The sequence below is a fragment of the Pseudomonas sp. FP198 genome (assembly GCF_030687895.1).
GTDB lineage: Bacteria > Pseudomonadota > Gammaproteobacteria > Pseudomonadales > Pseudomonadaceae > Aquipseudomonas.
Window position 1 is genome coordinate 5,195,776 of record NZ_CP117452.1, and the last position, 16,112, is coordinate 5,211,887.

At 60.6% G+C, this 16,112-nt stretch carries 12 protein-coding genes and 1 tRNA gene; 1 reads left to right on the top strand and 12 read right to left on the bottom strand.

All coding sequences use genetic code 11. From position 1 onward, the window contains the following. Positions 1-135: 135 nt before the first annotated feature. The 12 genes from PSH78_RS23675 to rnr all read right to left on the bottom strand — a co-directional run bounded on the left by PSH78_RS23675 (position 136) and on the right by rnr (position 15,672). Complete coding sequence (locus PSH78_RS23675; RefSeq protein ID WP_305497171.1) at positions 136-3,429, bottom strand: DUF2126 domain-containing protein; 3,294 nt, start codon at positions 3,427-3,429, stop codon at positions 136-138. Positions 3,430-3,604: 175 nt separating this feature from the next. Beyond that, positions 3,605-4,066, bottom strand: coding sequence for a hypothetical protein (locus PSH78_RS23680; protein ID WP_305497173.1), 462 nt, complete (start codon positions 4,064-4,066; stop codon positions 3,605-3,607). A gap of 134 nt (positions 4,067-4,200) precedes the next feature. Further along, positions 4,201-4,650 (bottom strand): hypothetical protein, encoded by a 450-nt coding sequence (locus PSH78_RS23685; protein ID WP_305497175.1) that lies wholly within the window; start codon positions 4,648-4,650, stop codon positions 4,201-4,203. Then, positions 4,647-5,567 (bottom strand): NAD synthetase, encoded by a 921-nt coding sequence (locus PSH78_RS23690; protein WP_305497176.1) that lies wholly within the window; start codon positions 5,565-5,567, stop codon positions 4,647-4,649. Before PSH78_RS23690 ends, PSH78_RS23685 begins: the two co-directional genes overlap by 4 nt. Positions 5,568-5,869: 302 nt before the next feature. Further along, the gene (locus tag PSH78_RS23695) at positions 5,870-8,170 is read right to left on the bottom strand and encodes a YgiQ family radical SAM protein (protein WP_305497177.1); all 2,301 of its coding nucleotides are present in this window, start codon (positions 8,168-8,170) and stop codon (positions 5,870-5,872) included. 206 nt (positions 8,171-8,376) lie between these two features. After that, positions 8,377-9,774, bottom strand: coding sequence for a replicative DNA helicase (gene dnaB / locus PSH78_RS23700; RefSeq protein ID WP_305497179.1), 1,398 nt, complete (start codon positions 9,772-9,774; stop codon positions 8,377-8,379). Positions 9,775-9,909: 135 nt separating this feature from the next. Continuing rightward, on the bottom strand, positions 9,910-10,356 hold the full coding sequence (rplI, locus tag PSH78_RS23705; protein WP_003186385.1) for a 50S ribosomal protein L9: 447 nt from the start codon (positions 10,354-10,356) through the stop codon (positions 9,910-9,912). Between the two features lie 18 nt (positions 10,357-10,374). Further along, positions 10,375-11,268: a hypothetical protein gene (locus tag PSH78_RS23710; protein ID WP_305497181.1), complete on the bottom strand. Its 894-nt coding sequence runs from the start codon at positions 11,266-11,268 to the stop codon at positions 10,375-10,377. 36 nt (positions 11,269-11,304) lie between these two features. Further along, complete coding sequence (rpsR, locus tag PSH78_RS23715) at positions 11,305-11,535, bottom strand: 30S ribosomal protein S18 (RefSeq protein WP_002551829.1); 231 nt, start codon at positions 11,533-11,535, stop codon at positions 11,305-11,307. Between the two features lie 28 nt (positions 11,536-11,563). Next, positions 11,564-11,992, bottom strand: a complete 429-nt coding sequence (rpsF, locus tag PSH78_RS23720; protein WP_003186395.1) for a 30S ribosomal protein S6 — start codon at positions 11,990-11,992, stop codon at positions 11,564-11,566. A gap of 303 nt (positions 11,993-12,295) precedes the next feature. After that, complete coding sequence (gene rlmB / locus PSH78_RS23725) at positions 12,296-13,057, bottom strand: 23S rRNA (guanosine(2251)-2'-O)-methyltransferase RlmB (RefSeq protein ID WP_305497183.1); 762 nt, start codon at positions 13,055-13,057, stop codon at positions 12,296-12,298. Further along, entirely contained in the window at positions 13,054-15,672 is a 2,619-nt protein-coding gene (gene rnr, locus PSH78_RS23730; RefSeq protein WP_305497185.1) for a ribonuclease R, read from the bottom strand. Before rnr ends, rlmB begins: the two co-directional genes overlap by 4 nt. 226 nt (positions 15,673-15,898) lie before the next feature. On the opposite strand from rnr, the gene PSH78_RS23735 reads away from it, so the two are divergent. Next, positions 15,899-15,985: transfer RNA gene (locus tag PSH78_RS23735), tRNA-Leu, on the top strand. Positions 15,986-16,112 lie beyond the last annotated feature (127 nt).

Below are 16,112 nucleotides of genomic sequence, written 5' to 3' on the forward strand. Positions count from 1 at the left end.
CTGAATCCGGCAAGAGGCCTCAGGGGCAACAGTCGTGGCGAGCGAGCTTGCTCCCGCTGGGCTGCGCAGCGGCCCCGGAATTTTACGGTCGCTGCGCAACCGAGCGGGAGCAAGCTCCCTCGCCACAGGGTAAATCTATCGCTTCAATACCCCTTGGAACCGTCGCAGATCGAGTGTGAAGGGAAATTCGTCATCCGTTGCCAGCTTCGGTATCGGAAGTTTCCCAGGCGTGTGTCCGATCCGGAAGAAACGCGCCATCCGCCGGCTCTCCGCTTCGTTGGCGTTGACCGGCAGGCTGTCATAGTTGCGCCCACCCGGATGCGCCACGTGGTACTGACAGCCGCCCAGCGAACGTTGCATCCAGGTGTCGAGCACATCGAATACCAGCGGCGCATGGACCGGGATGGTCGGTTGCAGGCAATTGGCCGGTTGCCAGGCGCGGAAACGTACCCCGGCGACGAACTCACCGACTCGGCCGGTGGGTTGCAAGGGCACCGGTACGCCGTTGCAAGTCAGCAGATAACGTTGTGGCGCCAGGCCGCTGAGCTTGACCTGCAAGCGCTCCAGGGACGAGTCCACGTAGCGTACGGTGCCGCCCGCCGTGCCCTCCTCTCCCAGCACATGCCAGGGTTCCAGGGCCTGACGCAACTGCAGCTCGATACCATTGACCGCGTAATCGCCAACCTTGGGGAAGCGGAACTCCAGGTGCGCGGCGAACCACTCGGCCTGCAGCGGATAACCGGCGACATTGAGATCGTCGATGACATCGGCAAAATCCTGCTCGATGAAATGCGGCAGCAAGAAGCGATCGTGCAGCTCGGTACCCCAGCGCGCCAGTTTCGCCGGCGCGTAGGGTTCACGCCAGAACCGCGCCACCAGCGCCCGCAGCAGCAACTGCTGGGCCAGGCTCATGCGGGCGTGGGGCGGCATTTCGAAAGCGCGCAGCTCCAGCAAGCCGAGACGCCCGGTGGCGCCGTCCGGTGAATAGAGCTTGTCGATGCAGAACTCGGCGCGGTGGGTATTGCCGGTCACGTCGATCAACAGGTTGCGCAGCAATCGGTCTACCAGCCAAGGCGGACACGCTTCGCCAGGCTCGGGCATTTGCGCGAAGGCGATCTCCAGTTCATATAACGCGTCGTTGCGCGCCTCGTCCACGCGGGGCGCCTGGGATGTCGGGCCGATGAACAGTCCGGAAAACAGGTAGGACAACGACGGATGGTTATGCCAGTAGCTGATCAGGCTGCGCAGCAAGTCGGGACGACGCAGGAACGGCGAGTCAGCCGGCGTCGCGCCGCCCAGGACGAAATGGTTACCGCCGCCGGTGCCGGTGTGTCGACCGTCGATCATGAATTTTTCGGTGGTCAGCCGGTTCAGCCGCGCCTGCTCGTAAAGAAACTCGGTGCGCTCGACCAGCTCATCCCAGGTCGCCGACGGTTGCACGTTGACCTCGATGACGCCCGGGTCAGGCGTGATGCGAAAATTGCTCAGGCGCGGATCGCTCGGCGGCTCGTAGCCTTCCAGCAGCACAGGGCAGCCCAGTTCTTCGGCTGTCGCCTCGATGGCACTGACCAGTTCCAGGTAATCCTCGACCCGCTCCAGCGGCGGCATGAACAGATAGAGCCGCCCGTCCCTGGCCTCGGCACAGAACGCGGTGCGCGTCAGCCAATCGGCCGATTCGTCGATCTTCGGCGCGCGCTCCTGTTCCAGGGCCGGCTCGCCGTGATGGGTGAGTTGCTCGGTGCCAGGCAACTCGGGCAAGTCCTGGTTCGGGTCGGTGGGATGGATGAAGGGATACTCGGCTGCGGTCACCCATGGCTGCGACGCCAGCGGCAGGCGATAGCCCAGCGGCGAATCGCCCGGCACCAGCCGACAATGGTTGTCGCGCAAATACCAGCGGCCGCTTTGCCATTGATCGCCCTTGGCGGTGCGCGCCAGCGGCAGGACCTGGCCGACCACTTTGTCCAGGCCCTGGCTGAAGACCTTGCGCAACCGCGCCCGCTCCAGGGGATCCTCGAGCCGAGGGTCCTCGGCTGTCACGTTCGAAGGCAAATTGCCCTCGCGCCAGAGGTAATGGAAATTATCCTCGTAGGCCGCGAAGACGAACCGCGCAGGGATATTCAGGCGTTCGGCGACACTCGCCAGGAAACGCCCGGCCAGTTCGCCATCGGCGCCGTAGTCCTGTTGTTCGTCGGCGATCAGCGCGTTGTCGCGCCAGATCGGCACGCCGTCACGCCGCCAATAACAGTTGAGCGACCACCGCGGCAATTGCTCGCCGGGGTACCACTTGCCCTGGCCGAAGTGCACCAGCCCCTCGGGCGCGTAGTGCTTGCGCATGCGCTGGAACAACTCGGCGGAGAGGCGACGCTTGTCCGGGCCGAGCGCTGCGGTATTCCACTCGGCGCCGTCCGGGTCGTCGATGGAAACGAAGGTCGGCTCGCCGCCCATGGTCAGGCGCACGTCGCCCTCCAGCAGGTCGCCGTCGATCTGCTGGCCCAACGCCTGGATCGCCTGCCATTGCTCTTCGGTGTATGGCTTGGTGACCCGTGGCGCCTCCCAGATTCGCTCGACGGACATTTCGTGGCTGAACTGGCACTCGCAAGGTTCCACCAGGCCGCTGATCGGCGCTGCCGAGGACGGATCGGGACTACACGCCAAGGGAATATGCCCTTCACCGGCGAACAACCCGGACGTGGCGTCCAGGCCGATCCAGCCGGCGCCGGGCAGGTACACCTCGCACCAGGCGTGCAGGTCGGTGAAGTCCACTTCCGTACCGGACGGGCCGTCGAGGCTTTTCACATCGGCGGTCAGCTGGATCAGGTAACCGGAGACAAACCGCGCTGCCAGGCCCAGATGACGCAACAGTTGCACCAGCAGCCAGGCCGAATCCCGGCAGGAACCGGAGGCGTGCTCCAGGGTGTGCTCCGGCGTCTGTACGCCGGGCTCCATGCGGATCAGGTAACCGATGTCTTCGCTCAGGCGCTGGTTCAACGCCACCAGGAAGTCCACCGCCGGCAGCGGCGTGCGGTCGATGCCGTCCAGATAAGCCTTGAATCTCGGCGTCAGCGGCAGCTTTTCCAGATAGGGCATCAGTTCATGTTTCTCGTCGGCCGCGTAGGCAAACGGAATCTTCTCGGCGTAGGGCTCGAGGAAAAAGTCGAATGGATTGAACACCGCCATCTCGGCGACCAGATCGACCTCGACCCGCAGCTCATCGGTCTTTTCCGGGAACACCAGCCGCGCCAGGTAATTGCCCTGGGGATCTTGTTGCCAATTGATGAAATGCTGATCGGGCGAGACTTTGAGCGCATACGAAAGAATGCGCGTACGGCTATGGGCGGCCGGGCGCAGGCGCACGATCTGTGGACCGAGTTCGACAGCGCGCTCGTAGCGATAATGTGTGACATGGTGCAAAGCGACATGGATCGACACGGCGTGCCTCCTGCGGAGCCTGGGCGTTATCGAAAGCGGCGCAAGACTTATGCCATGCAGGCAGGTCGGACACTTTCTACGTCTACTCAGGGCAGTAGAGCACTAAAACCGCGCGATGCCTGTATTGATCTGCAAAGGCCGCACATAAATGCGGCGTGGGCGGTAGCAAATCGACTCAACGGCGCGGGCGCGAGGCCTTGGCGGATTGGATGATGCGCTCGCGCTGGTGGCGGATTTCGACGAGCTTGCGGCGCATTTCCCGGTGGCGTTTGCTGTTGATCAGGAGCAGTCCCAGTAGCGGTAACAGCACAGCGAAGATGTACACGCCTTGGTGCGGTCGATAGGCAAACGTCGGCACCGCCGTCGCCAGACAGGCTAGGAAATAACCCGCCACACCCCAGATTGCCCAAGCGCGCCCGCGTGCAATCAGGAGATTGCCCAAGACCAGGACACTCACCAGAGCCAAAGTGCCGAGACCAACATAGTTGCTCCTGACTGAAGGCTCCAAGGCACGCCAATAAGTAGCTCCGGACAAAACGAGCAGCGCGGCCCCGGAAAAGCAGCCGAGGAAGATCGTCCCCATGAACACCGGAAAATAACGGGCCAGGAACTGCTTCAATGATCCGCCGCCGATCATGGCGCAATCTCATAAAAGCTGACAACGATAGCGCGCGCCTTGACGGGAAATGCTCGCAGCATCACGCAGGCCTCGTCGGGAGCCACCCAAAGCCTCCTGTATTTGGGAATAGCGACACGGCCACCGGGCAATGCCTATCGGGCTTTGTGCTTGGCGATTGCGGCTTCGCGCAGATAACGGACTTCCATCAGCTTCTGGCGCATTTCGCGGTGGCGCCTGCTGTTGAGCAGCAACACAGCAACCAATGGAAAAAACAAACTCAAACTGTAGATCAGCGAATCAGCTCGATATTCGATAGTGGGTAATACACATAAAAAACACAACCCAGACATCCCTACCAACGGCCATACCCAGAATGGACGTCCGCGCGCGATCATGAAGTTGCAATGCACCACAACAAGCGTAAGCGTGATGCCCCCCCAAAAAGACCACTTCACGTTATCCGCCATTGATAGCGTCCCAAAATAGCTATCAAAAAACAGTGGAACAGCAAAAACCAAAGAAAAAATCGATGCGAATATCGCGCCCATGAAGACCGGAAAATATTGCGACAGAAATTGGCGGATGCTGGGCTGGCTACTCACTCCTCAATCTCCTCATACAGCCCTACAGCAATAGTCCGGACATTCCCAGAAATCGCGCTTCCGGTGAAGCCGATGGCAGCTCCCAAAGCATCCCGAATCTGCGTGACCGTGGCATGCCTGATTTGAGTAGACGTAAAACGCTTGGGTAGCTCGCCAGACAGTTGCTTCAATTTGAGCAATTTGGAGGTCAAGCGCGGGTCATTGATACTCAGCAATTCTTTGGTGAGTTTGGCTCGCTCCTGACGATTCAATCCCCGAAGTACTTCCCGCACACTTTTGCCCGTCGCAGCTTTGTTCAATCTAACCAGTTTGAGCGTCGTCAGCGACGATGCTCCAACCCCAACCAACGACGCAGCGTCCAATGCGATCATGGTGTACTGGTACCACTCTTCACTATCGAGCTGATCATTTCGGGCGGGGTTAACCATTTCATTGCGCATGCGATAACCGCTGGTAAAACACTGCGCCGTGCTGGCCGCAGCGGCGGTGTAACCCAGAACAGCGATCGCAGTGCTTGCTCCCGCTGAGAATGGAATAGCAACGGAGCCGCTGAGTACCACTACCCAACCGATAACGGCCCCTGCGCAAGACAACGAGGTATTGATCGCTTCGCCAACCAGTCGTGATTCCCGTGGATTGTCCTGCACCTGCTGAGCAAACTGAGCCGGCGCAATATATTTCTGCGCCTCGCGCAAAATGATTCGCTTTGGCTTGATGCTGCAAATCGGCTTGAACTCACGCAAAGTCACTACATTGAACTCAGCATCGATATACACCACCCCGGCACCGACGATGCCGGGATCGGCGTCAATGGCGGCGAACAACCGTGGCAGGTTGATCTGGCTTTCGATGCGTTGGCGAGCCATTCGCTGGGAGATGCTGTTGTCCATGCCGATGCCCGGCAAAGGGGTACTCATGTGAATCGTCCTTGAGAATCGGAAAGTGGGCCTTTATCTACATTGAACACCTGTGGCGAGGGAGCTTGCTCCCGCTCGGCGGCGAAGCCGTCGTAAACCGGACGGCACGGTCTGCCGGGGAACATTGCATGGGATTGTTTGGGGCCGCTTCGCAGCCCAGCGGGAGCAAGCTCCCTCGCCACAAACGCTATGCATCCGCCGTTACGCCGTTGGCGGTCGCCACGATAACAAACGGCCAGCACCGCCGCTAGAAAGCAAAACGCCAGCACTTAAGGCTGGCGTTTTGCGAGGTGGCGGGGCGATCAGCGCGGCACAACCGGCTTGCGCGCAGGCTTCGGCCCCTTGCCCTTGGCCGCATCCTTGCGCTCCTTGGCAGCCTGCTGATTACGGGCGAACGCAGCGGCCTTGGCTTGCTCGCGTTTATCCCAGGCATTGCCGCCGTCACTGGCCCGCGGCGGCAGGCCGGTGTGCTGGGTCAGGATCTTGGTAGTCTCCTTGCCCACCTTATGGCTGCCAGCCGGGGTCGAGTTCTTGCGACGGGCGCTCTGGTAGCTGTCGGTGGCAGGCTGGTGCAGCGGAATCAGCTGATGCTTGCCCGGCCCGATCAGGTCGGCGCGGCCCATGCGGGTCAGTGCTTCGCGCAGCATCGGCCAGCCTTTCGGGTCGTGATAACGCAGGAACGCCTTGTGCAGGCGGCGTTGCTCTTCGCTCTTGACGATGGTCACCGCGTCGCTCTTGTAGGTGACCTTGCGCAGCGGGTTCTTGCCCGAATGGTACATCGCGGTGGCCGTGGCCATCGGCGACGGATAGAACGCCTGCACCTGGTCGGCCCGGAAGCCGTTGCCCTTGAGCCACAGCGCCAGGTTCATCATGTCTTCGTCGGTAGTGCCCGGGTGAGCCGCGATGAAATACGGAATCAGGTACTGCTCTTTCCCGGCTTCCTTGGTGTACTTCTCGAACATCCGCTTGAATTTGTCATAGCTGCCGATGCCCGGCTTCATCATCTGGTTGAGCGGGCCTTCCTCGGTGTGCTCCGGGGCGATCTTCAGGTAACCGCCGACGTGGTGGGTCACCAGCTCCTTGACGTACTCCGGCGACTCGACCGCCAGGTCGTAACGCAGGCCGGAGGCAATGAGGATCTTCTTCACCCCAGGCAACGCCCGGGCGCTGCGGTACAGCTGGATCAGCGATGAGTGGTCGGTATTGAGGTTCGGGCAGATGCCGGGGAACACGCAGGACGGCTTGCGGCACGCGGATTCGATTTCCGGGCTCTTGCAGGCGATGCGGTACATGTTCGCGGTCGGGCCGCCGAGGTCGGAAATGACCCCGGTAAAACCAGGGACCTTGTCGCGGATCTCTTCGATCTCGCGAATGATCGACTCTTCCGAGCGATTCTGGATGATCCGGCCTTCGTGCTCGGTGATCGAGCAGAAGGTGCACCCGCCGAAGCAGCCGCGCATGATGTTCACCGAGAAACGGATCATCTCGTAAGCAGGGATTTTTTCCTTGCCATACGCCGGATGCGGGACACGCGCGTAAGGCATGCCAAACACGTAGTCCATTTCCTCGGTTGTCATCGGAATGGGCGGCGGGTTGAACCAGACGTCGACTTCGCCGTGTTTCTGCACCAGGGCACGGGCGTTGCCCGGGTTGGTTTCCAGGTGCAATACACGGTTGGCGTGGGCATACAGCACCGCGTCGTTGCGCACCTTCTCTACCGATGGCAGGCGAATCACGGTCTTGTCGCGGGTCATCCTCGGGCTCGCCAGGATCTGTACGACTTTGGCTTCGCTCGGGTCATCGACCGGGCCCTTTTCCTGCTCGATGGCGCAGGCAGCGGTGTCCTGGGTATTCACGTACGGGTTGATGATCTTGTCGATCTTGCCCGGACGGTCGATGCGCGTGGAATCGACTTCGTACCAGCCTTGCGGCGTGTCGCGGCGAATGAATGCGGTGCCGCGCACGTCGGTGATGTCTTCGATCTTGTGGCCGTAGGACAGGCGCTGGGCCACTTCGACAATCGCCCGCTCGGCGTTGCCGTAGAGCAGGATGTCGGCGCAGGCGTCGATCAGGATCGAGTTGCGCACACGGTCCTGCCAGTAATCGTAGTGGGCGATGCGGCGCAGGGACGCTTCGATACCGCCGAGGACGATCGGCACGTGTTTGTAGGCTTCCTTGCAACGCTGGCTATAGACCAGGCTCGCACGGTCCGGCCGCTTGCCCGCCAGGCCACCCGGCGTGTAGGCGTCATCGGAACGGATTTTCTTGTCGGCGGTGTAGCGGTTGATCATCGAGTCCATGTTGCCGGCCGCGACACCGAAGAACAGGTTGGGCTCGCCGAGCTTCATGAAGTCGTCTTTGGACTGCCAGTTCGGCTGGGCAATGATGCCGACGCGAAAGCCCTGGGCTTCCAGCAGGCGGCCAATGATCGCCATGCCGAACGACGGATGATCGACGTAGGCATCACCGGTCACGATGATGATGTCGCACGAATCCCAGCCGAGCTGATCCATCTCCTCCCTGCTCATCGGCAGGAACGGCGCCGGTCCGAAACATTCGGCCCAGTACTTGGGATAGTCGAATAATGGCTTGGCTGCTTGCATGTCGATGACCGGTATGGAAGATGAAAAAACGCGGGCGCGGAATATAGCACAAAATTTAACCAATTGTGGCGAGGGAGCTTGCTCCCGCCCGGCTGCGTAGCAGCCGGATCCCCCACACACTTGGATTACATGTGCAAACTGGGGCCTGCTACGCAGCCCAGCGGGAGCAAGCTCCCTCGCCACAAAGGCGGATTGAGCGAACAGGTTTACTCATCATCATCAAAATTGTAGCTACCCGGCGCCAGGTTTTCGAAGCGCGTGTATTTGCCGATAAACGCCAGGCGGATGAAGCCGATCGGGCCGTTCCGCTGCTTGCCGATGATGATTTCGGCGATACCCTTGTGTTCCGTCTCAGGGTGATACACCTCGTCACGGTAGACGAACATGATGACGTCGGCGTCCTGCTCGATCGCTCCGGATTCACGCAAGTCGGAGTTCACCGGGCGCTTGTTCGGGCGCTGTTCCAGGGAACGGTTCAACTGGGACAACGCTACTACCGGGCAGTTGAATTCCTTGGCCAGGGCCTTGAGGGAACGCGAGATTTCGGAAATCTCGTTGGTCCGGTTGTCGCCGCTGGAACCGGGAATCTGCATCAATTGCAGGTAGTCGATCATGATCATCGCGATATCACCGTGCTCACGCACCAGGCGACGGGTTCGGGCGCGCATTTCCGACGGGCTGATACCGGCAGTATCGTCGATGAACAGCTTGCGGTCGTTGAGCAGGTTGACCGCCGAGGTCAGGCGCGGCCAGTCGTCGTCTTCCAGTTGGCCGGAACGGACCTTGGTCTGGTCGATACGACCCAGGGACGACAGCATACGCATGATCAGCGATTCGCCTGGCATCTCGAGGGAGTACACCAGCACCGCCTTGTCGCTGCGCAGCACGGCGTTTTCCACCAGGTTCATCGCAAAGGTGGTCTTACCCATGGACGGACGGCCGGCAACGATGATCAGGTCGGACGGTTGCAAGCCGCTGGTCTTCTCGTCGAGGTCGGTATAGCCGGTGGACAGGCCGGTAATGGCGTTGTCGGTGTTGAACAAGGTGTCGATGCGATCGATGGCCTTGGTCAACAGGTCATTGACGCTCACCGGGCCGCCGGTTTTCGGCCGGGCCTCGGCGATCTGGAAAATCTGCCGCTCGGCCTCGTCAAGAATTTCGGCGGCGGTTCGGCCTTCCGGGTTGAAGGCGCTGTCGGCGATTTCGGTGCTGATGCCGATCAGCTGACGCAAGGTTGCCCGCTCGCGAACGATCTGGGCATAGGCCTTGATGTTGGCGACCGACGGGGTGTTTTTCGCCAGTTCGCCCAGGTAACCGAGGCCGCCGACCTGGGACGTCTGCCCCTCCTTGTCCAATTGCTCGGCCAGGGTGACGACGTCGATCGGCATGTTCTGATCGGCGAGCCTGGCGATCGCTCGGAAAATCAGGCGGTGGTCATGCCGGTAGAAATCGCCGTCGGAAACTTGATCGAGCACGCGTTCCCAGGCGTTGTTGTCCAGCATCAGGCCACCGAGCACGGCCTGTTCGGCCTCGATGGAATGCGGAGGCACCTTCAGGGCAGCGGTTTGCAGATCGTATTGCTCGGGAGCGGTGATTTCGTTCATGGCCACTTGATTCTTCAGGTAAAGCAGGGGGTATGGAAATCAGGACTTGCAGAAAGACAAAGGGCACGACCTGTAGACAGGATCGTGCCCGATGTTACCGGTTGGCGCCCGAGGGTGCCAACCGACAGGTGTTGCTTAGGCTGCTACCACGACAACGCGTACGGTGGCTTCAACTTCGGCGTGCAGGTGCACGGCTACGTCGAATTCACCTACGTTGCGGATGGTGCCGTTCGGCAGACGAACTTCGCTTTTCGCAACTTCAACGCCGGAGGCGGTCAGTGCGTCAGCGATGTCGTGAGTACCGATCGAACCGAACAGCTTGCCTTCGTCGCCAGCGGTGGCAGTGATGGTCACTTCCAGCTCGGCCAGTTGGGCAGCACGGCTTTCAGCCGATGCCTTACGGTCTGCGGCGGCTTTTTCCAGCTCAGCGCGACGCTCTTCGAACGCAGCCAGGTTGGCAGCGGTCGCAGCGGTGGCTTTGCCGAAAGGCAGCAGGTAGTTACGGCCGTAACCGGCCTTAACGTTTACTTTGTCGCCCAGGTTGCCCAGGTTGGCGATTTTTTCCAGAAGGATCAGTTGCATGTGAAAATCCTCTAACTTTTAACCTTCACCGTTCGCGTTGTCGGCGTCTTTCGGCGCCATACGACCGCGAAAATCAATCAGGCTGTCGACGATGGCCAGGACCACCAGCAACGGATAGATCAGCTGCATGAACAGCAACAACGTGACGTACAACCCGACCAGCCAGAACCTGGCCAGTCGCTTTTGCGCCACAAGCCCGTGAATCAGGGCCAGGGCGGCAAACACCAGCGGTACACTGCACAACGGCGTGAGCATGGCCATCTGCGGACCGAAATTCGGCCCCAGGAGCATGCCCGCCAGCAGTAACATCGCCAGCCCGAGCGGGAAACGAATGGCGCGAAATTCGCGACCAAAACCACCCGGGTTGTACAACAACGCTTGCCAGTAGCGCCCGATAATCAGGCTCAGCACACTGACGATTTGCAACAAGGCCGCAATCAGGCCGGTCAGGACCGGTGCGATCAGGGACGCGAAACGCGCCTGCTCCTCTGCCGACATCTGTTGGTAGAGATCACCGAGGGCCTCGGGCAGGATTTTTATCAAAGCCTGCGAGAGCATCTCGATCTGGGGTGCGAAAGCCACCCCGAGCACCACTGAAAACACCACTCCCATCGCTATGCTGACCAGCAGCACGCGGTTCCAGGATTCGCTGGCGCGCAACACCAACGCCAGCGCCGAAGACCCCAGCAGCACCATCAGTGCCCGCGGGTCAGCAGAATACAACCACCAGAGCAAGGCCGGCAGCAGTCCCAGAGCAAGAACGCCAAGGGCGTCCCTCAATCCGCGCCGCAGGAGTACGAGACTCACCGCGGCAGCACCCAACCAATACAACAACGGCAATGCCGCGCATCCAGCCACTACGAGAGTGGCCTGCATACGACCGCGCATGATGAACTCAGCTAAGGCGCGCATGCATTCAATCCTTTGCTACGTATCGACTGCCCGGTCTCAGCGGCCGTGGCTGTCGGTGTAGGCCAGCAGGGCCAGGAAGCGGGCGCGCTTGATAGCGGTGGCCAGCTGACGCTGATAACGTGCTTTGGTACCGGTGATACGGCTTGGAACGATTTTGCCGGTCTCGGATACGTAGGCTTTCAGAGTGTTGAGATCTTTGTAATCGATCTCTTTCACGTCTTCAGCGGTGAAGCGGCAGAATTTACGACGACGGAAGAAACGTGCCATGTGATTGGCTCCTTAAAAGGTCCGTGGATTACTCGTCAGCGTTATCGCTGTTGTCGCTGTCGCTATCGCTGTCATCGCCATCGGCGCTGTCAGAGTGCTCAGGACGGTCGCGACGCTCACGGCGCTCACTGCGGTTTTCTTCAGCCTTGAGCATCTCGGATTGGCCGGTGACGGCTTCTTCGCGACGGATGACCAGGTTACGGATCACTGCATCGTTGTAGCGGAAGTTGTCTTCCAGCTCGGCCAGGGCCTTGCCGGTGCACTCAACGTTCAGCATCACGTAGTGAGCCTTGTGAACATTGTTGATTGCGTAGGCCAGTTGACGACGGCCCCAATCTTCCAGACGGTGGATTTTGCCGCCGTCTTCTTCGATCAGCTTGGTGTAACGCTCAACCATGCCGCCGACTTGCTCGCTTTGATCCGGGTGGACCAAAAAGATGATTTCGTAATGACGCATGAATGCTCCTTACGGGTTGTAGCCTGCCGCTCAAAAACGGTCAGACAAGGAGTGAATGACACTTATGGACTTGAGGACGCTAGACACATAAGTGCCTGCCATCACAGCAAGGGGCGCAATTGTAGAGAAGGGTCGAGGGCGGCGCAAGGCAATTGGCGATTATTTGAACAGCCATCGCTTTCAGTTACACACAGACCAATGTGGGAGCGAGCCTGCTCGCGAAAGCGGTGCGCCATTCAACATAGTTATCGAATGTCAGTCCGCTTTCGCGAGCAGGCTCGCTCACACAAGGGTGTACTGCGGTCAGGTTTTTTTGGCAGCAGCCTTGGCCCCACGCTGGCGCTGGGCTTCGAACAGGCACACGCCGGTGGCAACCGAGACGTTGAGACTGCTGACACTGCCGGCCATTGGCAGCTTGACCAGGTAGTCGCAATGCTCGCGGGTCAGGCGGCGCATGCCCTTGCCTTCGGCGCCCATGATCAGGATGGTCGGGCCGGTCAGGTCCTGGTCATAGATGCTGACCTCGGCCTCGCCCGCCGTGCCGACGACCCACAAGCCGCGCTGCTGGAGTTTTTCCAGGGTGCGCGCCAGGTTGGTCACGGCCACCAGCGGGATCACTTCCGCCGCGCCGCAGGCGACTTTACGCACTACCGGGGTCAGGGTGGCCGACTTGTCTTTTGGCACGATCACCGCCAACGCCCCGGCGGCATCCGCCGAACGCAGGCAGGCGCCGAGGTTGTGCGGGTCGGTCACGCCGTCCAGCACCAGCAGCAAGGGCGCGCCCTCGGTGCGATCGAGCAGCTCGTCGAGCATCGCCTCGCCCCAGACCTGGCTCGGACTGACTTCGGCCACGACGCCCTGGTGCACGCCTTCGACCCAGGCGTCCATTTCACGCCGCTCGGCCTGGCCGACCGCTACGCGATTCTCGCCCGCCAGCTCGACCAACGTCTGGACGCGCGGATCGCTACGCCCTTCCGCCAACCAGATCTGCTTGACCCGCTTGGGGTGGTGACGCAACAGCGCCTCCACGGCATGCACGCCGTAGATCTTTTCCAGCTGACTCATGACTTGCCCTTGGGTTTACGCGCCCCACCATTCTTGGCTGGGGACGAGCCCGCTTTCGGCGGACCTTTACGGTGCTTGCTCGGCTTGCTGGTCGCCTTGTCCGGGGCCGACCTTCCGGTCTTTCCCCCAGACGCCGCTTTACCACCGTTCTTGGCTTCGGCCAGCAACGCCTGTTTCATTTCACGGCTTTTGCGCAACTCGGCATTTTTCGCCGCCGCATCGCTCGGGCGATAGGCCTCGACGGCCTTCTCCTTGGCCGAACCGCGGCGCCCCGACTTGGCGGGGGCAGGCTCGGCGGCGGTCTTGGTTGCTGGCGCAGCCGTTTCGGTGCCGCGCTTCTTGCGACCGATCGGCGCGCTGATGGTTTTTTCCGCCATTTCGAAGTCGATCTTGCGCTCGTCCAGATCGACGCGCATCACCCGCACTTCGACGGTATCGCCAAGACGGAAGCTGCGACCGGTGCGCTCGCCCGCCAGGCGGTGGTGCACAGGATCGAAGTGGTAGTAGTCGCCCGGCAGCGCGGTGACATGCACCAGGCCTTCGACGTAGATATCGGTCAGCTCGACGAACAGGCCAAAACCGGTCACGGCGGTGATCACGCCCGGGAAAGACTCACCCACGCGATCCTTCATGTACTCGCACTTGAGCCAGTTCACCACGTCGCGGGTCGCTTCGTCGGCACGCCGCTCGCTCATCGAGCATTGCTCGCCGAGCTGCTCCAGGGCCGCCTCGTCGTACGGGTAGATACGCGCCTTGGGGATGGTCATCGCGCCGGCACGCTTGACGTGCGGGGTGTCCATCTTCGAGTGGATCACGCTGCGAATCGCCCGGTGCGTGAGCAGGTCGGGGTAGCGACGGATCGGCGAGGTAAAGTGGGTGTAGGCTTCGTAATTCAGGCCGAAGTGGCCCTGGTTGTCGGCGCTGTACACCGCCTGGCTCAGCGAACGCAGCATCACGGTCTGGATCAGGTGGAAATCCGGACGATCCTTGATGCTTGCCAGCAAGGCCTGGTAATCCTTCGGCGACGGACCTTCCTTGCCCTTGTGCAACGACAGGCCAAGCTCGCCCAGGAATGCCCGCAATTTTTCCAGACGCTCCGGCGGCGGACCGTCGTGGACGCGGTACAACGCAGGAATCTCATGCTTCTTGAGGAATTCGGCAGTGGCCACGTTGGCCGCCAGCATGCATTCCTCGATCAGCTTGTGGGCGTCGTTGCGAATCGTCGGACGGATCTCGGCGATCTTGCGCTCGGTACCGAAGATGATCCGGGTTTCCTGGGTTTCGAAATCGATCGCGCCCCGCACGTGACGCGCCGCCAGCAATACCTTGTACAGCGCATAAAGCTGCTTGAGGTGCGGCACGACGTCGGTGTATTCGCCGCGCAGCTTGCGCGATTCGGCGAGTTTCGGCGTTTCCAGCATCGCACTGACCTTGTTGTAGGTCAGGCGGGCATGGGAATGGATCACCGCTTCATAGAAGCAGTAGTTGGTCATCTCGCCGGATTTGGAGATATCCATCTCGCAAACCATGGCCAGGCGATCGACCTGGGGATTGAGCGAACACAGGCCGTTGGACAACTGCTCGGGCAGCATCGGCACGACGCGCTCGGGGAAATACACCGAGTTGCCGCGCACCTGGGCCTCGGCATCCAGTGCCGAGCCGAGCTTTACGTAGCTGGAAACGTCGGCAATCGCCACGTACAACTTCCAGCCGCCGGAGAACAAGCGCAACTTGCCTGGCTTGGCTTCGCAGTAGACCGCGTCGTCGAAGTCCCGGGCGTCTTCACCGTCAATCGTAACGAAAGGCAGATGGCGCAGGTCGATGCGCTTCTCTTTGTCCTTCTCTTCGACTTCCGGCTTGAGCTTGGCAGCTTCCTTGAGCACCGCCTCAGGCCAGACGTGGGGGATGTCATAGGTGCGCAGGGCAACGTCGATTTCCATGCCCGGGGCCATGTAGTTGCCGACCACTTCGACCACGTCGCCTTGTGGCTGGAAGCGCGGGGTTGGCCAGTGGGTGATTTTCACCTCGACGAACTGACCGACCTGGGCGTTGGCGTTGCGGCCCGGCGTCACCAGCACTTCCTGCTGGATCTTCGGGTTGTCGGCAACGACAAAACCGATGCCGCCTTCTTCGAAATAACGACCGACAATGGTCTCGTGGGCACGGGACACCACTTCGACGATCACACCCTCACGACGCCCGCGGCGATCCAGGCCGGAGACACGGGCCAAGGCGCGATCGCCGTCGAACACCAGGCGCATCTGCGCCGGGCTCATGAACAGGTCGTCACTGCCGTCATCCGGAATCAGGAAGCCGAAGCCGTCGCGGTGCCCGGCAATACGCCCCAGGATCAGATCGAGCTTGTCGACCGGCGCATAAGTGCCACGGCGGGTGTAGATCAGTTGAGCGTCGCGCTCCATGGCGCGCAGACGGCGGCGCAGGGCTTCGAGCTGGTCCTCGGTGGTCAGACCGAATTCTTCGACCAACTGCTCACGGCTAGCAGGCGAACCCCGATCGGCGAGATGCGCCAGGATCAGTTCGCGGCTAGGAATAGGGTTTTCATATTTTTCCGCTTCACGAGCGGCCTCGGGATCGAGGGACTGCCAATCGGCCATTAGAGAGTTTTCACCTTGTCTATATGCGGGTTAGTTTGGCATAGGCGTAATGAAACGGGAAATTTCAAGCGTCAGATGCCTTTTCTAAAGCCTTTTGACACGCCTTTGAAGCCTGTGATTGCGCCGCTCGTGAAATTTAGCTTTTTTTTTGCACCGAGGGGTTTACAGTTAAAAACACGCTCCGTATAGTGCGCGCCATCGACGACGCACACACGTTGACGATATCGCCCAGATGGTGAAATTGGTAGACACGCCAGCTTCAGGTGCTGGTGACCGCAAGGTCGTGGAAGTTCGAGTCTTCTTCTGGGCACCAATTTCAAGCAGCAGATACTATCTGCGAGCTTTTACAGAAACCCGCGAAAGCGGGTTTTTGCATTTTTGTCCCCGCCGTTTCGTTTTGGCAATTACCAAAACAAAAACAGGGGTTTACAGATCAAAAC